This window comes from Flavobacterium sp. (assembly GCF_017985075.1).
Lineage (GTDB): Bacteria > Bacteroidota > Bacteroidia > Flavobacteriales > Flavobacteriaceae > Flavobacterium.
In genome coordinates this window covers 1-21,485 of record NZ_JAGNYF010000036.1, presented here as the reverse complement: position 1 = coordinate 21,485, position 21,485 = coordinate 1, and the positions used below count along the sequence as shown (strand labels likewise).

Annotated in this window: 19 protein-coding genes; 7 read left to right on the top strand and 12 right to left on the bottom strand. The window is 33.1% G+C overall.

All coding sequences use genetic code 11. The annotated features are described in order from the left end of the window. From KA468_RS07805 to KA468_RS07775, 7 genes are all read right to left on the bottom strand, one after another. The coding region (locus KA468_RS07805; protein WP_291242384.1) for a UDP-N-acetylglucosamine 2-epimerase at positions 1 to 371 on the bottom strand (371 nt) is incomplete at its 3' end. A 10-nt stretch (positions 372 to 381) separates the two neighbouring features. Next, positions 382 to 798 (bottom strand): adenylyltransferase/cytidyltransferase family protein, encoded by a 417-nt coding sequence (locus KA468_RS07800; protein WP_291242383.1) that lies wholly within the window; start codon positions 796 to 798, stop codon positions 382 to 384. A gap of 290 nt (positions 799 to 1,088) precedes the next feature. Further along, positions 1,089 to 2,459 (bottom strand): RNA-binding domain-containing protein, encoded by a 1,371-nt coding sequence (locus KA468_RS07795; protein WP_291242382.1) that lies wholly within the window; start codon positions 2,457 to 2,459, stop codon positions 1,089 to 1,091. Between the two features lie 298 nt (positions 2,460 to 2,757). Beyond that, positions 2,758 to 3,819, bottom strand: coding sequence for a Wzz/FepE/Etk N-terminal domain-containing protein (locus KA468_RS07790; RefSeq protein WP_291242381.1), 1,062 nt, complete (start codon positions 3,817 to 3,819; stop codon positions 2,758 to 2,760). A gap of 385 nt (positions 3,820 to 4,204) precedes the next feature. Then, on the bottom strand, positions 4,205 to 5,482 hold the full coding sequence (locus KA468_RS07785; protein ID WP_291242380.1) for a nucleotide sugar dehydrogenase: 1,278 nt from the start codon (positions 5,480 to 5,482) through the stop codon (positions 4,205 to 4,207). Positions 5,483 to 5,756: 274 nt separating this feature from the next. Beyond that, the gene (locus KA468_RS07780) at positions 5,757 to 6,263 is read right to left on the bottom strand and encodes an ArsR family transcriptional regulator (RefSeq protein ID WP_291242379.1); all 507 of its coding nucleotides are present in this window, start codon (positions 6,261 to 6,263) and stop codon (positions 5,757 to 5,759) included. Between the two features lie 58 nt (positions 6,264 to 6,321). Beyond that, positions 6,322 to 6,621 carry a hypothetical protein gene (locus KA468_RS07775; RefSeq protein ID WP_291242378.1) on the bottom strand — a complete coding sequence of 100 codons (300 nt, stop codon included), beginning with the start codon at positions 6,619 to 6,621 and terminating at the stop codon, positions 6,322 to 6,324. Positions 6,622 to 6,825: 204 nt separating this feature from the next. Here KA468_RS07775 and KA468_RS07770 point away from each other — a divergent pair, with 204 nt between their 5' ends. Both KA468_RS07770 and KA468_RS07765 read left to right on the top strand, forming a co-directional pair. Continuing rightward, complete coding sequence (locus KA468_RS07770) at positions 6,826 to 7,152, top strand: WYL domain-containing protein (protein WP_291242377.1); 327 nt, start codon at positions 6,826 to 6,828, stop codon at positions 7,150 to 7,152. Between the two features lie 186 nt (positions 7,153 to 7,338). Continuing rightward, positions 7,339 to 9,549 carry an SLBB domain-containing protein gene (locus KA468_RS07765; RefSeq protein WP_291242376.1) on the top strand — a complete coding sequence of 737 codons (2,211 nt, stop codon included), beginning with the start codon at positions 7,339 to 7,341 and terminating at the stop codon, positions 9,547 to 9,549. Positions 9,550 to 9,631: 82 nt separating this feature from the next. Here KA468_RS07765 and KA468_RS07760 read toward each other — a convergent pair whose 3' ends face one another. Continuing rightward, positions 9,632 to 10,540, bottom strand: a complete 909-nt coding sequence (locus tag KA468_RS07760; RefSeq protein WP_291242375.1) for an NAD-dependent epimerase/dehydratase family protein — start codon at positions 10,538 to 10,540, stop codon at positions 9,632 to 9,634. 195 nt (positions 10,541 to 10,735) lie between these two features. Next, a complete protein-coding gene (locus KA468_RS07755) occupies positions 10,736 to 11,194 on the bottom strand; it encodes a transcription termination/antitermination protein NusG (RefSeq protein WP_291242374.1) in 459 nt (152 codons plus the stop codon). 213 nt (positions 11,195 to 11,407) lie between these two features. On the opposite strand from KA468_RS07755, the gene KA468_RS07750 reads away from it, so the two are divergent. After that, complete coding sequence (locus tag KA468_RS07750) at positions 11,408 to 12,277, top strand: aldo/keto reductase (RefSeq protein ID WP_291242373.1); 870 nt, start codon at positions 11,408 to 11,410, stop codon at positions 12,275 to 12,277. Between the two features lie 27 nt (positions 12,278 to 12,304). Here the strand turns inward: KA468_RS07750 and KA468_RS07745 are convergent, their stop codons facing one another. Continuing rightward, on the bottom strand, positions 12,305 to 12,979 hold the full coding sequence (locus KA468_RS07745) for an SCO family protein (protein ID WP_291242372.1): 675 nt from the start codon (positions 12,977 to 12,979) through the stop codon (positions 12,305 to 12,307). Between the two features lie 125 nt (positions 12,980 to 13,104). Here KA468_RS07745 and KA468_RS07740 point away from each other — a divergent pair, with 125 nt between their 5' ends. The 4 genes from KA468_RS07740 (at position 13,105) to KA468_RS07725 (ending at position 19,521) form a co-directional block, all read left to right on the top strand. Further along, positions 13,105 to 16,479: a T9SS type A sorting domain-containing protein gene (locus KA468_RS07740; protein ID WP_291242371.1), complete on the top strand. Its 3,375-nt coding sequence runs from the start codon at positions 13,105 to 13,107 to the stop codon at positions 16,477 to 16,479. Between the two features lie 144 nt (positions 16,480 to 16,623). Next, positions 16,624 to 16,998 carry a ribonuclease P protein component gene (rnpA, locus tag KA468_RS07735; protein ID WP_291242370.1) on the top strand — a complete coding sequence of 125 codons (375 nt, stop codon included), beginning with the start codon at positions 16,624 to 16,626 and terminating at the stop codon, positions 16,996 to 16,998. Positions 16,999 to 17,063: 65 nt separating this feature from the next. After that, positions 17,064 to 18,698 (top strand): S41 family peptidase, encoded by a 1,635-nt coding sequence (locus KA468_RS07730; protein ID WP_291242369.1) that lies wholly within the window; start codon positions 17,064 to 17,066, stop codon positions 18,696 to 18,698. A gap of 1 nt (position 18,699) precedes the next feature. Continuing rightward, positions 18,700 to 19,521, top strand: a complete 822-nt coding sequence (locus KA468_RS07725) for an OmpA family protein (RefSeq protein WP_291242368.1) — start codon at positions 18,700 to 18,702, stop codon at positions 19,519 to 19,521. A gap of 12 nt (positions 19,522 to 19,533) precedes the next feature. On the opposite strand, the gene KA468_RS07720 is transcribed toward KA468_RS07725, so the two are convergent. Both KA468_RS07720 and KA468_RS07715 read right to left on the bottom strand, forming a co-directional pair. After that, a complete protein-coding gene (locus KA468_RS07720) occupies positions 19,534 to 19,977 on the bottom strand; it encodes a GNAT family N-acetyltransferase (protein WP_291242367.1) in 444 nt (147 codons plus the stop codon). 116 nt (positions 19,978 to 20,093) lie between these two features. Beyond that, positions 20,094 to 21,485 (bottom strand): lytic transglycosylase domain-containing protein (locus tag KA468_RS07715; protein ID WP_291242366.1); only part of this gene is annotated, 1,392 nt, incomplete at its 5' end.

Below are 21,485 nucleotides of genomic sequence, written 5' to 3'. Positions count from 1 at the left end.
TGGGTACGCAAACCTGCTTCTACATGACAAACTTTTGCACCTGCATAAAATGCAGCAATACTTGCAGCCATAGTTGTAGTTGTGTCTCCGTGAACGTATACGTAATCTGGTTGAAATTCTTCTAAAATTGGTTTTAAACCTAAAATAATATCAGAAGTCAACGAATATAAATTTTGATTGGGTTTCATTAAATCCAAATCATAATTTGGTGTAATTTCGAAAAAATCCAAGACTTGATCTAGCATTTCTCTGTGTTGTGCTGTTACACATACTTTGGTTTCAAACTTTTCTTCTTTTTGAAATTGTTTGACCAAAGGCGCCATTTTTATGGCTTCAGGTCGAGTTCCAAATATAATTAAGTTTTTTATCATACTAAATTATTTATTTCAACAACCAACTTGATGATTGAATTTTATCCCCTAACCCGTCTAATAATACGATTTCCAATTTTTCACAAATAGGAGCTTCGGGTATGGAGTTATTGTTTTGGTCGCCGCCATTGGCAAATGCTAATTGGTACTCGTGGTGTACTTGTTCGTGGATGTGTTGTATGGTGGCACAAACAGTGCGATCTTCATCAATGGAAAGAAACACCTGGTCAACGCTTTTAATATTTGAGACGATAAACACTCGTTCGTCTTCTTTTTGAAATTCTTTACTGCCTTTTAAAACCCTTTGTTTGTCGTTATTGACAATTACAATAAGATAATCGCCCAACGCTTTAGCATTATTGAAATATTCAATATGGCCTTTGTGGATGGGATTAAAATATCCGCTTACTATTATGGCTTTTTTCATTTATTTATGGGTAAAGGGTGTGAGGTTTTGGGTAAAGGGTTTTTGGATTTACGTCTTATTCGTCTTTATGAATTACTTTTGAATTTTATTATTTTTAACAAGGAATTTTGAATAACGAATTGTCTAATCGGCACATTGTTTATTTTAAACCATATAAGGCATATAAGTGAGTATAAGTCTAAAATTGTCTGTTGACTGAGGCTCTCGTTGTTGACTGAGGCTCTCGAAGTCAACAATTGCTTTTATACTATTGAATACTGAATCTTTAAATTGGCACATTGTCTAATTGACTAATTTTTCACCTTCCAATATCCGCCTGTTTTTTTGCTTCCTTTTCTTTCTATATGTCCCTTATCTGTTAAACTTTTTATTTGTCGTTCAATTGTTTTTAATGGTCTAGCTCCTAATATATCGGATAATTGTTTTGCCTGAATACCTGGGTTATGAATTATTGCAGTTAACATGGAATTTAATCCCTCATTTAATCCCTCATTTAATCCCTCATTTAATCCCTCATTTAATCCCTCATTTATACCGAGATTATTGGTGTTGTTATTAGAATTATTAAAAACTGTGACTCTAAAACCGTTTTGAAACTCTTCAAAAACAGGTTCTTGTAATCCATAACTAATAAAAGCATTTGTAATGCGTTGTATTCCTGAACCGTACTTTTCGATAATTCCTGCTTCTCTAAATATATCGGCTACTTTTCTGTTTCTGGCATAAGAGGTATAAGTCCCCGCTTGTAAATCAGCAATTGTCAATCCATTTTCCAATTTTCCCGGATTGTAGAATTCAATTTTGGTGTCGTATATTTTTATGATAGCATCTCCAGCACTTTGATAATTTCGATGTACAACCATATTGATTACAATTTCTCTAAGTGCTTCAAGCGGATACTCCCATTTTTCCTTCCGTTGCGGGTCGCCTGTAATAATGTAATTTTTATTAATGTGTTTTTTAAGAAATGCTAAAGTTATATCCACTTCGTTAAACAAATCTGTTCTTACCACCAAACTGTCTTTGATACTTGTTTCAGAGGCAAATCGACCTATTGAAATGGTCGCATCGAATACTTCATTTTTAGAAAATAACAAATGACAAGCATTAGCAATTTGATTGTCGTTTTTTACTAATTCAAATTTGCGAAGTACCTTAAGGGGTTCGTCCTGAATTTTAACTTCTCTAATTTGATTCGCTAAATCTATAAATTGAGCGACTTTATCCAGAGAAATCGAATCCATATCATAATGTGGTGACGGATAATAATCCCAACTACTACTATAGGTCTTTAAATGCAAATCTGCTACTTCTTGAGAACTTAGCTGATGATTGGCACCATTTACTCTTTGATAATATCTTCCTTTGAATGCGACTGGTTTAATTGGAAATTCGTGTACACTAACACAAATTATTTCTTTTCCCTGAATAATTAGAGGTTCTATGTCGGTAATTATACCTGGCTGTGTTTTATTCTTAATTTCGTTTATCCAATTTTGGATGCTTTCTTTTCCAATCGAAAAATTGGGAATCGGTTGCCCTAAATCATCTACACCAATATACACTTTTCCCCCTTTTGTGTTTACAAAAGCAGAAACCGTTTCAATTACCGCATCATTGAAACTAGATTTAAATTCTGTATGTTGGTTTTCTAGAAGCAATTTTTTGGATTACTAGTGGATATTGGGTTTGAGGTTTTGGATTTGCGGATGTACAGATTTGCTACTTTTCACTTCTTATTATATTGAATAACGAATTGTCTAATCGGGACATTTTTTATTTTAAAACCATATAAGGCATATAAGTGAGTATAAGTCTAAAATTGTCTGTTGACTGAGGCTCTCGTTGTTGACTGAGGCTCTCGTTGTTGACTGAGGCTCTCGAAGTCAACAATTGCTTTTATACTATTGAATACCAAATCTTCAAATTAGCACATTGACTTTTTGACTCATTGGCACATTAAAGACTTAACTCTTTAAAAATTCTTCTTATAATCAATCCTAAAATAGTTAAAAACCCAGCTAATATTCCGCCTAATACTATTCCTTTTGCTTTTCCGAATTTTTCTTTTGGTAATGGTAAAATGGGTTGGTCGATAACTTGTATTAACGGCGTTTCTTTACGAAGGGTTACTTTGGCCAATTCGGTTTGTTTTACGATTTCGGTTAAGATTGCGGTATTTGCTTGCACGTCTACTTGTCTTCTGGCAGATGGTACGCGTTTCACGTTTAAAGCTGGATTGAGACCAAATGTGTTATCGTTGGCAACTGCTACTCCAGTAATGGCGCCATTCAACTCCCTACGAATGGAATCGGTTTGACGTACCAAGATGTCCATATTTTCCTTCGCGCGTTTGCTTTTGGTTTCGATATAAAAATCGGTAACCGTTTTGGTTAATGCTAGATTAAATTGCTGTGCAAAATATTCGTTTGTTCCTTTCATGGTAATAGTACCAATGGCTACTTTTTTGTCTTTTTGGTCTACAGTTAAAGCGTTTTTGGATAAATCATTATAAATCACCCCAAAAATGCTGTCTTGGGCTCTGGTAAATTTAGTTCTATCAGAATTGGGTAAAAAAGTAATGTTTTTTAAGGCTGGTTTTTCTTCCCAGTTGCCGCGCCACTTTTTATCTTGAATGTACATTTCAGCTAAAGAAATGGTTTTGTTGTTTTGTATTACGGGCGCCAATAAAGTTTGTTCTACCATAGCGCGAGATTTAAACAATTCCATTAAATTGGCACCAGAAAAGGCACCACTGTTTCCACCTGCTCCGCCAATGTCGAAGCCAAATGAACTGGCCAAACTACCTAATCCGCCACCTGCAGCTTTTCCATCTTCTAAAGCGTAGGTTAATGTGGCAGTATACACTGGTTTTTTATAAAACGAGTAGCCCAAACCTACAAGGGCTCCTACGATTCCTGCTAAAACAATCATTTTCCATTGAGAAAGAAGGTAGGTGTACCATTCTTTAGTTTTTAGAAGGAGTTCTTTTAAAGTGATTTCGTCGTTTGGTGTTTCCATTTTTTATAGGTATTGGGTGAAGGGTATTGGGTATTAGGCTTTAGCTATTCCTTACTACTTTTCACTTTTTAGTTATACTTGTTTTTTTTTTACCGCAAGGTTCGCAAGGGTTTCGCAAAGGACGCAGTGAATGCTGGGTTGTTGTTTTGTCTGTTGACTGAGGCTCTCGAAGGCAACACTGATTTTTATTTTAACCGCAAGGTTCGCAACGTTTTTCGCAAAGGACGCGGTGAATGGTTGGTTGTTGTTATGTCTGTTGACTTCGAGTGCCTCAGTCAGCAGTCAGTTATCTGAGGCGCTCTTTGTTGGCTGAGGCACTCGAAGTCAACAATTGATTTATTATAACGAATTGACTAATCGGCTAATTAACTAATTGACACATTGCCTATAATCTCCAATAATTTTTGAAGTCTTTTTTATTTAGAACGCCTTTGATGTCGTATAAATATAAAGGGCCGTTTGATAGTTTTTCAAAATCTGATGGTGTCATGTTGCGGTAGGCTTGGTGCCCTACTGCTACTATAATGCTATCGTATTTTCCAGTTGGGTTTGGCGTTAAACGAACATTATAATGTTGCTTCAATTCTATTGGGTCTGCGTTGGGATCAATTACATCTACCTCAACAGAATAGTCTTCTAGTTCCTTAATCAAATCGATTACTTTAGAATTTCGAATGTCGGATACCTCTTCTTTAAAGGTAATTCCCATCACCAACACACGGGATTTTCCTGGGTTTTTATCTTGCTCAATAAGTGTTTGAACCACTTTTTTTGCGATAAAAGTCGGTATAAAATCATTTACGCGTCTTCCTGCAGCGATGACTTGAGGGTCAATTCCGATTTTTTTTGCTTTGTGCATTAAATAAAACGGATCGACACTGATACAGTGGCCTCCTACTAAACCGGGTTGGTACTTGTGAAAATTCCATTTTGTGCCTGCGGCTTCAATAACGGCTTGGGTATCTATATTCATTTTATCGAATATGATGGCCAATTCATTCATTAACGATATATTGATGTCGCGTTGCGTGTTTTCTATTACTTTGGCAGCTTCAGCTACTTTTATCGAAGGTGCATAATGTAAGCCTGCTTCGATAATGGAACCATACACAGCCGCAATTTTTTCAAGTGCTTCTGGACTGTTTCCTGAAACAATTTTCAATATTTTAGTAACTGTTTTTACTTTATCACCCGGAACAATTCGTTCTGGACTGTAGCCAAAATGAAAATCGACACCTGCTTTTAAACCGCTGTGTTTTTCTAAAACGGGTACGCAATCTTCTTCAGTACAACCTGGATAAACGGTTGATTCATATACTACGGTATCGCCTTTTTTTAATATTTTTCCAATGCTTTTTGAAGCACTTAATAAAGGATTAAGATTTGGCACTTTGTTTTTATCGATATCGGTTGGTACTCCGATAATATGAAAATTGGCTTCCTTAACTTCTTCATAATTAGAAGTAAAAGTAATAGTAGCATTTTTAAAAGCAGCTGGCGTTAATTCGTTTGAAGGATCAATACCTTGTTTCATTAAGGCTACTCGCTCTTTATTAATATCAAAACCAATGACTTTGTATTTCTTAGCAAATTCAAGGGCTAAGGGTAAACCTACATAGCCAAGTCCTGTTACTGATAGTATAATGTTATTTTCGGTTTTCAAGTTTATTAAAGGGTATAAGGTGAAAGGTTTTGGGTAAAGGGTTTTTAAATTTACGAATTACGATTTTGGATTTATGGGTTATTCGTCTTTATGAATTACTTTTGACTTTTATTATTTTTAACGAGGAATTTTGAATTTTAGCTGCGCTCTGTACGGCTGTGCCTAGGGTCAAATCTTCAAATTAATCCATTTTCAAATCAAAATCTCCACGGCTTCGCCTGGTCAGTCCCATTTTTGGGCTAACAATTTTAGTTTATAAACCTATTTGGTTTATTTATTCGTGTTGAAAAACCAATACGCCATTGCCTTCATAATACTTGGTAATATGAAAGGTGATGGTTTTTCTGATTTCGGTTTCAATTTTTGGTTTCAATTGTGCTAAGTACTTTTCGTCAACTACATCTCCTTCAATCACTACTTCTATTTGGCCTGAATCGATGCCTTTTGCGTAATCGCCAATTAAAAAAACACGGTTGATGGAGCCAATTCTATCTACAATTGATTCAATAATATCATCTAACCCAATGTGTTTCCTCACTATTTGTTGTAATAATGAGAAAAAAGGGTGTAGCTTGTTTGCTTTATAAATAACTTTTGATTCTTGCTCCTTGCGAATAATAAACCCTGCGTCTGACAGGTTGTTCAATTCTTTACGGATGGCGTTTGTGTTTTCGTGCATTTCAGTTGCTAATCCTCTTAAATACCCATCATTTGCGGTATTAATGAAAAATTTCACTAATAAGCGCAACCTGGTTTTTGAAGTAATTAAATTTGCTAGCATGCACTTCGGAATTGAATAACAAAAGTACTCTTATTTTTACGAATAAAAAAAGGTTTTACTAAAATTTAGATTCGTTTTTTAAATGATTATTGATTTGTTGTTCGTTTTTAAGGCTTTGATTGAATCTTTTTACATTTTGTTTTAATACATTTTTATCTTCAAGTGATAGCCTAATTTTTTTTATGGTTTGATTTTTATAGGTTACTTTTAAATAATAGTTACGGTACCATTTTTTAGTGGCGCCTATCCGTTTTAAAAAATAATTATCCTTAAATTCAATTGCTGTTTTACTGATGTTTGGCCAAAATTGAATTGGTATATATTTTTTAAATAATACGAGTATTTCTTCTTCTATCATTTTGGAAATTTAATGACAATTTATTGTGACAAAATTATAAAAAAACAACATGCTACACCATATATGTTAGGCCATCTTTAGCCCATCTATGCTCTAGTTTTCAGTTCTTAATACACAAAACTGTGCTAATTCACTTTAATTCAATATTTTAAATGTTTTAATGTTGTCTCAAAAAGCCATATTTATACTATATAAGTACAACATATGTCACTTCAAAAACAAAAAAATTCCAACATTAATACTATCCAAATAGAAATTTCAAACGTGTTGAGCGAATTTATTCAAAATCATACCTGGCATCACTCTCAGCAATTTGAAAAGAAAAAAGGGAAAATACTTTTAACTTTAACGTGTGGAATAAACAGAGAACTTTTGGGCTGGTTGTTACATTGGATGTATACTATTAAAATTATTGAGCCAAAAATTTTAAGAACCTATTACGAAAGAACCATAAAAGAAGCACTGGCTGTTCATGACGCGAAGAAATCTCTAGTGTATAAAAATATTTTTGAAACTACTGAGGATATATAAGATCAAATATTTCAACTCAAAATAGAACATGTTGCTTGTTTAGTAATTGATTAAAGCGTTGTTTTTTTTCATACCTTTGCCGTATAAACTTAATTATTACATATTATGAAGCGCATTTTTCTTGTTAGCTGTTTTACTTTGTTTACCCTTTTTTCCTTTGGACAAGAGTTTTTAAAAGGAAAAGATTTGAGTCAAATTAAAGCGGCACAATTTAGTGAGGCAGAGATTGCACAAATTGGAAAAGAACTGAAAGCCAATCAAATGACTTTAGAACAAGCAGAACCTTTAGCGCTTGCAAAAGGTATGTCGGCAACTGAGTTTATGCAATTAAAAGTTAGGTTACAATCAAACACAACTGTACCAACAGAAGTAAAAGAAGAACAGAAAAAACCAGCCGCTATTATTACCCAAGATGGAAGTGTTTTGGCTTCTAAAAATGTTGCTGTTTTTGGTTCTGAATTGTTTACAAGCAAAAGTTTGTCTTTTGAACCCAATCAAAATATGCCTACACCGCCCAACTATGTTTTAGGGCCTGGCGACCAATTGGACATCAATGTATATGGGGTGCAGCAATTTAATTATTCCGCTACTATTTCTAAAAACGGAACGATAAATATCCCAAATGTTGGTGAAGTATTTTTAAGTGGTCTTGCGTTTGAAGCTGCAAAAAACAAATTACAAAAACAAATTGGAAAAATATACAGCACGCTTGCTGGTAACGGTAGTAAACTATCGGTTAGTGTTTCTAATTACCGAACCATTTTAGTAACTATAATTGGTGCCCAACAATCTGGAAATTACCGTTTAAGCTCTATGAGTTCGGTGTACAATGCCTTGCATGTGGCTGGAGGTCCAAGCGATATTGGAAGTTATAGAAAAATTGAATTGATTAGAAATAATAAAATAATTCGCACCATAGATTTGTACCGTTTTTTAACAAAAGGCGACCAAAGTGATAATGTTTCGCTTACAGATAATGATGTGATTCGTATACCAAGTTATGAAGCACGTGTTACGTTAGAAGGTGAAATAAAACGCCCTGGAATTTTTGAAATGGTTGCAGGTGAAAATTTAAAACAAGTGATTTCATATGCTTCTGGATTTACAGAAAATGCTTATAAAAATAGAATTTTGGTGAAACAAAAAACCAATTCTGAATTAAAAGTAACCGATTTGAATGAATTGACATTTGCTTCGTATCTTCCAAAAGCAGGTGATATGATTAGTGTAGATAAAATTTTAGATCGATATGAAAATCGTGTTCAGATAAAAGGAGCGGTATATCGTCCGGGAGAATATAGTCTTCCAACTAGTGGCGGCATGACTATAAAAGATTTGTTGAAAAAGGCTGACGGCGTAACTGAAAATGTGTTTTTAGAAAAGGCTTCTTTAATCCGTCAGAAAAGCGATTTAACAAAAGAATACATCAGTTTTAACTTACAAAGCGCCCTTAACGGGGAAGAAGCGGCAAATATGACCCTTCAAAAAGAAGATGTGCTTGTGGTGTTTTACAATCAAGAATTGTTAGACGATTATAAATTATCTATAGCTGGCGAGATTCGTAAACCTGGTGATTATAACTATGTCTCTGGCATGAGCTTGTATGATTTATTATTAGAATCTGAATTTTTTACAGATTTAGCAGCTAGTAATGTTTCGGTTTTTAGAAACAAGAAAGACGCTGTTTTTAATCCAAATGACAAAGAAAAAATTATAACTTTTAATCTTACAATAGATCCGAAAAACCCAGAACAAGCGGCTACATTTTTATTGGAACCACAAGACCACATAGTAATTAGAAGAATAGTTACTTTTGAAACCCCTCAAATGGTAAATGTTTCAGGCGAAATATTATACCCAGGTGGTTATGCAATTGCTAAAAAAGAAGAACGCGTTATGGATTTCATTACTCGTTCAGGAGGCATCACAGATGAAGCAGATACCGAAGCGATTAAAGTTATTAGAAATGGATTAAATATTCCTATAGATTGGAAACGAATTTCTAAAAAACCATTAAGTTCTAGTAATTTAATTTTAATTGCTGGCGACGATATTATTATTCCAAATAAAAAATCAACTGTATTGATTTCGGGTAGTGTAATGTTTGATACTGAAGTGCCTTTTAGAAAAGGTAAAAACATTAAATATTACATTAAAAACGCAGGTGGTACTGCCGAAAAAGGGTGGATGAAAAAAGTATATGTAGTACATGCAAATGGTTCTGCAAGTGCATCAGGTTCTGTTTTTGGAATTAGAAAATACCCGAAAGTTTTTGCAGGTAGTAAAATTATTGTACCAGAAAAACCAGAAAGAACAAAAGCAAGCACTGGAGAAATTGTTGGGATAGCTAGTGTATTAACTAGTTTAGCCGGAATTTTGCTAGCTGTATTAAAGTAAGAATTTTTTATATATTTAAAAAAGGGGATTTATTTAAATAAATCCCCTTTTTTGTTTGAATATAAGTCGTTATTACTACTATTTATATTTTTATGGAGTCGTAATACTCAATTGTTTTTAGCACTGCGGTTTCTGTGTCAAAAGGCATTTTATTCATCTCTAACGCTGCTTTTACTTTGTTTCCGTTAATAATTCTTGAATGAGAAATTTCTAAAAGCTTTTTAGAATTATATTCCCATTTGAACATATTGCCTATTTTTGCAAAAAGATTTAATATGCCTTTAGGAACTTTAATAATTTTGGCTTTTTTGCCGAAAACATCAGCAATCCAATTGACCAAATGTGAAGTTACTATTGGTTCATTATCTGTAACATTATAAATTCCTGAAGGAACCGTTGTTTTTTCAGAAATTTGAGCAATAATTTCTGTCAGGTTATCAATATAGCAAAAAGATTGTTTCGTGTCGAAAACACCAAAAAACCAAGGAAATTTTTTACAGAAACTAAACGTGTCGTGTAAGTTGCTTTTGGTTTCTCTTCCATAAACTGGCGCAACACGTAATATAATGGCTCTTTTTCCTTCAGGTAAAACTTGTTTCAATATAAACTGTTCCGCATCAAATTTTGATTGAAGAAAAGGATTTGTTGGATTTACTTTGGCGTCTTCTGTTACCTCTGAAATTTGTTTGTCAATTAATTCCGTAGTACTTAAAAAGATAAAAGTTTTGGCGTTTGAATTTAAAAAATATCTAAATAATTTGGCCGTTAATTCTGTATTAACTCTGAAATATTCTTCGTCAAATGCGCTGTCTTGCGGATTTAAATTTATTGCAGCTAAATGGATGATTGTTTCCGTTTCCAAAGGCATCATTTTGTGCCAGTTTTGAAATCGGAGCGAAATAGACTTGTTTTTTTTAGATTTTGAATTAAAATATTTGGTAAGGTTTTGTCCGATATATCCAGTAGTTCCTGTTAATACAATTAGGCTCATAATTACTTTTTCATTAAGAGCGCTAAAGTACAAATTTTATGAATTGAAAATTTATTTTAGTGGTAAATTAATTAGTTTGTTTTTTTATAAAATTCTGTATTTCAGTAATTTATGTTGTAAATTTATAAAAAATATTAGGGTGTATTTGGGGAAATAATACATTTATAAGTATGACAAAAGCAACATAATGTCGTATTAACGGTCTATAATTAATCGGATTCCTAACGACTTTAGTATTAAAGTTACTTTGTTTGTTGACACTTTTTCCACAACCGCCATTTGATTTTTAAATGGGCCTTCGCTAATTTGAATTTGTGCCTTGGGCGTCCAGGTTTCTATCGTTACATTAATAATAGGTGCATCTAATTGTGTTTTTAATGCTTCTATTTCGTAGGGTTGAATTTTTGCTGGTTTGCCCAACCAAAATACGTATTGCACAACACCAGCTACTTGAAACACGTCTTTTCGATTTGCTTCCTCAATTTTTACAAATACATACGAAGGAATCAAAGGCGATTCTACCTTTTTTTTTCGATCCGACCATTGTTTGATGGTGGTTACTAACGGGCAATAGACTTCTATGCCAAGTGCAGCAAGGTTCTCGGCAACCTTTTTTTCATTACGTGGCTTTGTATATAAAGCGAACCATTCCATTTTTGAATTCATTTGATAAAAAAAGCACCTAGTAAAGATGCTTTTAATTTTTATTATTTATATAGCAAAGATATCAAATATATAGAGTAACTGAAAAAATCAGAAACATTTTAATTGGTGTTGGTTGTTAATTGACGGTTAAATTAATCGCAAATAGTTATATCTTTATCAATAATTAAGAAATACTTATTATTTTTATAAAAAATATCGAACATGTCTAGTCACAAATCATCTATAATTGCCGGCACTATGAATTGGGGCAAATGGGGAAGAAATTTTAATCAAACTGCCATTCAGCAACTTATAGCAACTTGTGTAACGGAGGGAATTACAACATTTGACCATGCTGATATTTATGGCGGCTATACCACAGAAGCCGATTTTGGATCTGCTTGGGCAGAAATGAATATTGACAGAAAAGAAGTACAATTTATTACCAAATGTGGTATAAAATATGTTTGTGAGGAACGAGATTATAGCATTAAGCATTACGATTATACAAAAGAACACATTATTTGGAGCGTAGAAAATTCATTAAAGAATTTACAAACCGAATATATTGATGTATTGCTTTTACACAGACCTAGTCCGCTTATGCAAACAGAAGTTATTGCTGAAGCCATTACTGAGCTTAAAAAATCTGGAAAAATACTCGCTTTTGGTTTGTCTAATTTTACGCCTTCACAAACCGATTTAATTAAAAAATGTAGTTCCGTAGCCTACAATCAAATTCAGTTTTCCGCAACTCATTTAGAATCTATGTTAAATGGCGAATTGGATTATATGTCGCTTCATAATATTCAGCCAATGGCTTGGAATCCTTTAGGTTCTGTATATAAAGAAGCTATTCCGCAAACCATTCGATTACGAGATTTACTTCAAAAACTAACCGTAAAATATGGTATTTCTGATGATTTATTGCTTTTGGCTTGGGTTTTGAAACATCCTGCAAAGATTCAGCCAGTTGTAGGCACTACACAAATGGATCGCATCAAAAGTCTGAAACAACTTCATGATTTTGAATTGGAATTAGAAGATTGGTTTGCGATTTGGACAGAAAGTATTGGGACTAAAATTCCTTAAATAGGCTTTTAAAACGGAATTACAGGCTTACTCTTTTTCAGATAAAAATTCGATATCTTCCACTAATTGAGTAAGGTTTTTTTCTCCTTTAACGGTTTTATCGATGTTTAATCCGTTGTAAAACCCTCTAATTCTGCCTTTTTGATCCACTAAGACGAAATTTTCAGTGTGCACCATATCATAAAGCTCTTCAGGTTTTCCTGTTTTTACTGCCAAATACGATTGTCGTGCTATTTTATAAATTTCTTTCTGATTTCCTGTAACTAAATTCCATTTTTCATCAATTACCCCTTTTTCTTTGGCATATTTTTTTAATACCTCAACCGTGTCTTCATCTGGAAAAACAGAATGAGAAAGCAGTTTCACTTTCGGATTGTTTTTGATTTTGTCTTGTAACCAAACCATATTATCTGTCATTTTTGGACAAATGGTTTGACAAGTCGTAAAGAAGAAATCCGCTACATAAATTTTACCGTCATAGTCTTTATTTGTAATCTTTTTTCCGTTTTGATTGGTAAACTCAAATGGCGCTATTTTATGTTTGTAACCAATGTGTTGCACCAATGAATCTACCAATTCCGGATTTACGTCTCTGGGTGTAATTATGGGTAAGGTTCTTCTGTTTAATAATGTGTAAATGGCTATGAAAATTACAACAAGTAACCCCACAAAAAAGATGGATAATTTTTTATATTTCAGCATTTTTAAGACTATTTTTTTACAAAAATAAGACTATTTTGTTTTAATAGTTAGGTATTTAACAGTTGTGTTGCTAAATAATATTAGTTTTTTTAATAGATTTGTGCACCATCAAAACTTTTAAAATAATGAAAAACATTTACTTAGCTTGTATTTTATTGATTTCCATTAATGGGTATTCTCAATTTAATCCGAATTCGCCATGGAAAAACAATCAACCTAATTCTAAAGATTTTACTTTTCAAGGTGATGTGTCTTTTTTTAATGAATATTGGACTACCCACGATAAAAAGAAAAAAGGAAGTGGGTATAAACCATTTAAAAGATGGGAAAATCGATGGGTAAATTTATTAAATACAAACGGAAGTTTAATGACTTCTCAACAACTTTGGTCGGCTTGGCAAGAAAAAAATAACCAAAAAGCCAATAGAAATAATTTGCTTTTTTCTTTACCTCCTAGTAATTGGCAGCCAATAGGTCCTATGCAAAATGCACAGCCAAATTCGACTATGGCTAGAGGTCGTGTAAACATTGTTCATGTAGACCCTACTAATCCCAATACTATTTATTTTGGAACTCCTGCAGGAGGTATTTGGAAGTCTACAAACAACGGAACAACATGGGTGCCACTTGCTGATGAATTGCCTCAAATTGGAGTTTCAGGAATTGCTGTCGACTATTCTAACTCAAACACCATTTATATTTCTACAGGAGATAAAGACGCAACAGACACCTATTCTATAGGAGTAATGAAATCTACAGACGGTGGAACAACTTGGAATACAACTGGATTATCTTTTTCAAACACCTTTACAACCGCTGGTGATATTATTATTCATCCGACAGATAATCAAATATTATGGTGTGCTACAAGTGCAGGATTGTACCGAACAACAAATGCTGGAACAATTTGGACAATGGTTCAAAGCGGTGATTTTTCTCAAGGTTCCATTCGATTGAAACCAGGAACTCCTTCTACCGTTTACGCCGTTTCTAATAATAAATTTTACCGCTCAACAGATTCTGGTGCTACTTTCACAAATATAGTTTCAACACTTCCAGCAAGTTCTGGAAGAATGTTATTAGATGTTACTCCGGCAAATCCAGAGTATGTATATGTATTAAGCGCCACCACTGGTAGTGCTTTTCAAGGGATTTATCGTTCAACAAACGGCGGAACTACTTGGGTAAAACGATCTAATGCAACCGATATTTTTGAATCTACACAAGCCTGGTATGATTTGGCATTTGCAGCCTCTCCTACTAATGCAGAACAAGTATTTACTGGTTGTTTAAACGTTTGGCGCTCAAATAATGGTGGTACATCCTCTACAAAATTAAATAACTGGAGTACATATAATTCGAGTTTTACACATGCTGACATTCATTATTTAGGATATCATGGCACAAAATTATATTGCGGAAGTGATGGAGGTATTTACGATTCTGACACTAATGGAGCAGTATTTACTGAGAAAACAGGCGCTGCACAAATTGGACAGTTTTATAAAATTTCTGTTTCTAAACAAACCGCAGGTAAAATTGCAGGTGGTCTTCAAGATAATGGTGGTTTTGCATATAATAATGATACTTGGAGAGGATATCATGGTGGTGATGGAATGGATAACGCTATTAGTCCATTAAATAGTAATTTATATTATGGTTTTATTTATAACGGTGACGCGTTGTATATTAGTAATAATGCTGGCTTGTCTTTATCTTCTGGAGTTACTGGTCCTGAAAGCGGAAACTGGGTAACGCCATTAGTAGTAAATTCAGAAGGGGAAGTTTTTTCCGGTTTTACAAAATTATATAAACTTGTAAATAATAATTGGGTGGTGCAAAGTGGTGCTACAGTTGGATCAGGAAATATAGATTATATTGAAGTAGCTCCAACCAACAATGATATTATGTTTGTGTCTAATGGTACTCAACTTTTTAAAAGCACAAATAGAGGGCTTAGTTTTAGTTTGGTATATACTGCTCCAAGCGCCATTACTTCAATAGATGTAAATTATTCCGATGCCAATATTGTTTATATTACCACTTCTGGGGTTTCAGGAACCGTTAGAAAATCTTCAAATGGAGGTTCAACTTTTACCGATATTACAAGTGGGATTCCTAATATTGGAAAAAACATCATCATTCATCAAGGAAGAAATTCATTAAACCCATTGTATGTTGGGACTAGTTTGGGTGTTTATTACAGAGATGATTCTATGTCAAGCTTTCAAGCATTTGATACCAATTTGCCCAATGTTGATGTAACTGATTTAGAAATTAATTTAGAAGACGGTAAAATCATAGCCGGAACGTACGGAAGGGGAATTTGGCAATCTAACATTCCCATTGAAATTCCTTCAAATGACGTAAAACTAGTTTCTATCCAACAACCAACAACCGGCGTAGCTTGTTCAGGAAGTGTTACACCACAAGTAGAAGTAAAAAACAATGGATTAAATACAATTAACTCAGTGGCTGTAAATTATACTGTTGATGGCGCCTTATATACTTATAACTGGAGTGGTACTATTGCAGCCGGAAACACTCAAAACATTGTTTTACCTACCGGTAATTTTGCAAAAGGCACACATAATTTATCTGTAATTACAACTATATTAGGTGATGCATATGCTGATAATAATTCCAGCAGCACTGTTTTTTATGTTAATGATGCGGGTACTGTTGGTGTAGTTAATCCATTTACGAATACCGCTGATGCATTGGTTTCCTATAATGAAGGTTCAAGCGGGTCGCAATGGCAAAGAGCTACAAGAAATAATGGTAATGCGATGGATTCGCCAACCAATATGGTATATACCTCCAATTTATCTGGTAATTATCCTGATATGGTAAAATCTTACTTGGTCTCTCAATGCTATAATTTAAACAATGTTATAAATCCTCAAATTAGCTTTTCAATGAAATACGATTTAGAGCTAAATTGGGATATAGTATATGTAGAATATTCTACAGATTTTGGAGCAAATTGGTCTGTATTAGGTACGATGGGCACTAATTGGTATAATAGCGACAGAACACCCACTACTACAGGGGAAGATTGTAATAATTGCCTTGGCGCACAATGGACTGGTACAAATACAACAGAAGGAATCTATTCTTATCCTTTAAACGCATTAAATACAGAATCCAATATTATTTTTAGAATTGTATTTCATACTGATGAAGCCGCAAATCAATTGGGTGTAAATGTAGATAATTTCGTAATCAACGGCACGCTTTCCAATACTGCTTTTGAAGCTCAAAACGTTGTGGTATATCCTAATCCTTCTAATGGGATTTTTAAAATTAATTTTGGGACAATTCAACCACTTACATTAGAAGTATATGATGTTGCCGGAAAACAAATTATAACTGAAAAAGATATAATTATCTCAAATTTCGAAAGCAATTTGGATCTGTCAAACGCTTCAAATGGGATTTATTTTATTAAAATTACAACCGAAAGTACTACATTTACAAAAAGAATAATCAAAAACTAACTTTATGAAAAATGGATACATACTCACCGGGATAATATAGAGCTTATGCAAGGCTTCAAAATATTGAAAACCTGAAATTCTGAACTACATTTAGAATGACAGGTTTTTCTTTTTATACCGTTTCCTTTTTTATACATTTGCGTAATGCAATTTTCTTATCCAAATAACGAAAAACTAAAAAGCCATAAAACAATTGATCTTTTGTTTTCTGAAGGAAAATCTATATCTAAATATCCGTTACGATTGGTTTATGTTAAAAATACTGACCTAACTAATTCTGAAAAAATTTTAATGGGTGTTTCCGTTTCTAAAAAATATTTTAAAAGAGCGGTTGACAGAAATTATTTTAAAAGAGTACTTAGAGAATGTTATCGATTAAATCAAAACCTATTGAAAGATAACCTCCAAACGCCTTATGCTTTTATGTTTTTTTATCAGACAAAAGAAAAATTATCGTATCAAGAAATAGAAGAAAAAACCATACAATTATTTCAAAAATTTAACGAAACGATAAAGTAAATTAAAAACAACCGCTTTTTTTTAAAGATTTTAATTAAATTAGTAAAAATATTATTCCATAAATTATGAGTTTTTTAAACAAAAAAAAGGTGCTTATTCCAACACTTGTAGCTGGATTTTTATTTGTAGCCGTAAGTTTTCAAAACGATTTTTTTGCCTTAGCCAAACAAATTGAAATTTTTACGAATCTATATAAAATTGTCAATCAAAATTATGTAGATGAAACCAATCCAGGCAACTTAATGGATGTGGCTATAAAAAGTATGCTAAGCGAATTGGATCCGTATACCGTTTACTTTGATGAGCAAGATGTGCTTAAATTTAAAATAAATAATACGGGTGAATATACCGGAATTGGGGCCATTATAACACGAAAAGATGATAAAATAATCTTAAAAGAAGTATACGAAAATATGCCTGCCGATAAAGGTGGTTTTAAAGCAGGTGATGTGATTACCCAAATTGGAGATGTAGTGCTTAAAGATTTTAAAGACGACGCATCTCAATTGTTAAAAGGTGCTAAAAACACTAAAATTGACATCGTATATTTCCGTCAAGGAATAGAAAAAAAAGGCCAAATTATTTTAGATGAAGTAGAAATAAAAGCCGTTCCGTATTATAAATTATTAAGCGACAAAACAGGTTATATTGTGCTTCAAAAATTTAACGAAAAAGCGTCTGCAGAAACCAAAGCAGCGTTACTTTCTTTAAAAGAACAAGGTGCCACAAAAATTATTTTAGATTTACGAGACAATCCTGGCGGATTACTTCACGAAGCGGTTAATATTTGTAATTTATTTGTGTCAAAAGAAGAAATTATTACCACAACAAAATCGCAAAACAAAACACATAATCATATTTATAAAACAAAAAACGAACCCGTTGATACTGAAATTCCATTAGCAATTATTGTAAATGACCGAAGTGCTTCTGCTTCAGAAATTGTTTCGGGTGCGTTGCAAGATTTAGACCGAGCAGTAATTGTAGGAAATAGAAGTTTTGGGAAAGGATTGGTACAACGGCCATTTAATTTAACCTATGGTACGCAAGTAAAAGTAACCATTTCAAAATATTATACGCCTTCTGGTCGTTGCATACAAGCTACTGATTATAGCAAAAAAGACGCCAATGGTAAAGCCATAAAAACATCTGAAAAAGAATATAACGCGTTTAAAACTAAAGGCGGAAGAATTGTTTACGATGGCGGCGGAGTTTTGCCAGATGTAGAAATTGCTGATATGAAAAAAAGCGCCACCAGTTTAAGTATTGCTAATTCAGATGCTGTTTTTGAATTTGCAAACGTGTTGTATTACAGAAATCCAAACGCAAAAAGCGCAAGCAATATCTCAGAAGCAGAATACAACGAATTTAAAGCGTTTTTAAAGAAAGAAAAGGTTGAAATCAACAACAACAGCGACAAGTCTCTAAAAAACCTGTTAGAAGCTGCTAAAAAAGATAAAATAGATGCCGACATTCAAATAGAAATAAAACAATTAGAAGCCGCCATTGAAAAAACAAAAGACAAAGAATTAGATAAAAACAAAGAAGAAATTAAACGCCTTCTTTTACAAGAATTATTATTACGTTATGGCTATCGTAACGCGTTTTACGATTATGTTTCTACTAAATATTCGGATGTACTAAAAGCGCAACAAATATTAAATAATCCAACAGAATACAAACAAATATTAAAAAAATAAAATGAAGAAAATAGTTGTATTTCTATTTTTAGTTGCTTCTTTTCTTGGGTTTTCTCAAGAAGAAACCGTGCATTCTATTTATTTTGATACCGATGTGCGTGAAATAAAACCTTTACAATCTGAAGCGGTAGTCTATTTTTTAAGTTTGATTGATACCACGCGACTTCAAAGTGTTTCTATTTATGGTTATTGCGACGATGTGGGAAAAATAAATTACAACTACAAATTATCACAAGATCGCGCAAATAGTGTAAAAAACATGTTGGTAAAAAAAGGCGTGAAATATAAAATTATTGTAAAAATTGAAGGAAAAGGCAAGGTGCTTATTGATGAAGATTTAGAAGAAGACATTCCTGAGGCCAGAGCTAAAAACCGTCGTGTAGATGTGGTTTTAAACTTTAAACCTTTAGTGATAGAAGAACTAAATATCCCTGGCTTATACAATACTATTAGAAAAAATGCCTTAGTAGGTGATCGGGTGTATTTAGATAAATTACTTTTTGATAGCGGTAGTAGCAAACTTAAACAAAGCGCTATTAAACAACTCGAAACGATTGTTATTTTACTAAAAAGATATCCAAACATTCAAATTGAAATTCAGGGTCATGTTTGTTGTACGCCGCCGTTTCATAAAGACGCTATTGACAAGGATACACGAAAAAGAGAACTATCCAAAAATAGAGCAGAAAGGGTGTATAAATTTCTTCATAGTCGAGGTATTAGTAAAGTCCGTATGACTTTTAAAGGATATGGAAATACACAGCCCATAGGCAAAGATGAGCAATTTGACAGAAGAGTAGAATTGGTTATTACGAAGATTTAAACCGAATTTTTACTATACCTTTTTCATTTCAATGTGCGGAATGTCGTCTTCCAAATAACTTTCACCAACTACAGCAAAACCGTGACTTTCGTAAAATTTTTGCAAATATAATTGGGCAGAAATTGTAATTTTTGTTTCCTGAAAAAGTGATTTAATCGCATCTATAGAAACGCGCATCAACTCGTGACCAAATTTTTTGTCTCGGTACGATTCCTTTACAATTACTCGACCTATTGAGCTGTATTCAAAATAATCTTTCGGTTTAAAAAGGCGTGAACAAGCCACTAAAACACCGTCGGAATACCCTAAAACATGAATGGCTTTTTGGTCTTTTCCATCAATGTCTTGATATACGCAATTTTGCTCCACTACAAACACTTCGGATCGCAATTGCAACAATGCATATAACTCGTCAATAGTTAATTCTTGAAACGGCTTTATTTTAAATTGAATCATTTTATTAATTTGAAAGACAAAACTAAACCATTTTACGAGTTGAAACAAAAAACCTTTGTGAAAGTTTATTAAAAATAACACTTTTACAAAGGTTTAAATAATATAAAAATAATGGTTTATCCTTGTATTTTCAGCTTCATTCCAGGTTGAATATTATCTGTTTTCAAATCGTTTTTCTTTTTTAAATCGTCAGTCGTTAAATTCGGAAACTTTTTAGTGATTGAAAAAATAGAATCTCCTTTTTGTACGATGTAATAATCTTCTTTAATTTCAATTTTGCTTTTCGCAGAAGAATATTTATTTTCTGTTGGTTTTTCAGTATTTACAGCAACTCCATTTTCAACTTCTGGCTCAATAATTTCGGTTTTCGGTTTCGGTTTTTTGACGACTTCGTTGACCGTGACTTTTTTGGTAGTTTGTATCACCAAACTTTGTCCGGCATTAATAGTACTCCCTTTAATTTTGTTCCACGTTTTTAAATCAGTTATAGACACTTGGTTTTTCTTAGCAATCTCAGCTAATGTCTCGCCTTTTTTCACTTTATGGAAGTTTTTACTTACTACTTCTTTGGTGCGTTTCTTAAGCACTTCTTCCATCTCCACAGGCTCGTTATTCGCAACTACAAGACTTGCGGCTACTGCTAAAGAATCTTGTTTGGCAATGCTGTCGCGTTTTTTTGCTTGAAGTGCTAACTGAAGGTTTCTTGATTTTTCTTGTTCTAAATATGCTAAATAGCCATATATTTTTTCTTCGTTCGAAACAAAAATCCCAATTTTATTTTTCGGTAAGCGTAAATAAAAATATTCATCGTCAATTGAAGGAATGTATTTTGATTTATAAATTGGATTTAAGTATTCCAATTGTGCCTCAGAAATATCTAATAAATCCGACAATTGCTTAAATGTCATGGCTTGTTTTACCATAACGGTATCGGTTTCAAAATACGTCATTTCTGCTTTTTTAGGCACCAAACCGTGTTCTTTTTTAAACTCGTAAATGTACATCGTAGCTAAAAAAGCAGGTAAATAGTTAGCCGTTTCTCTTGGTAAATATTTTCTAATTTCCCAATAATCTGTTTTTCCACCAGAACGCCTAATGGCTTTTGAAACATTTCCAGGTCCGCAATTGTACGAAGCTAAAACCAAACTCCAATCGCCAAAAATAGCATACATATTCATCATATAATGACAAGCAGCTTCGGTCGATTTTATTGGGTCATGACGCTCGTCTACATAAGTAGAAATGTTTAATTTGTATTGTTTACCAGTTGCTGGCATGAATTGCCATAAACCACCGGCGCCAACTTTAGATTTTGCTTTAGGCTGTAAAGCCGATTCTACGATAGCTAAATATTTAATTTCTAAAGGCAAATTGTATTTTGATAATTTTTCTTCAAATAATGGAAAATAATATTCTGCTAGCGCCATTTGTCTTTCAAAACTTTTAGTTCTGTTTTTTAAGAAAGATTTAATTACGTTTTCTAAAGCAGGATTGTACTCAATAACAAA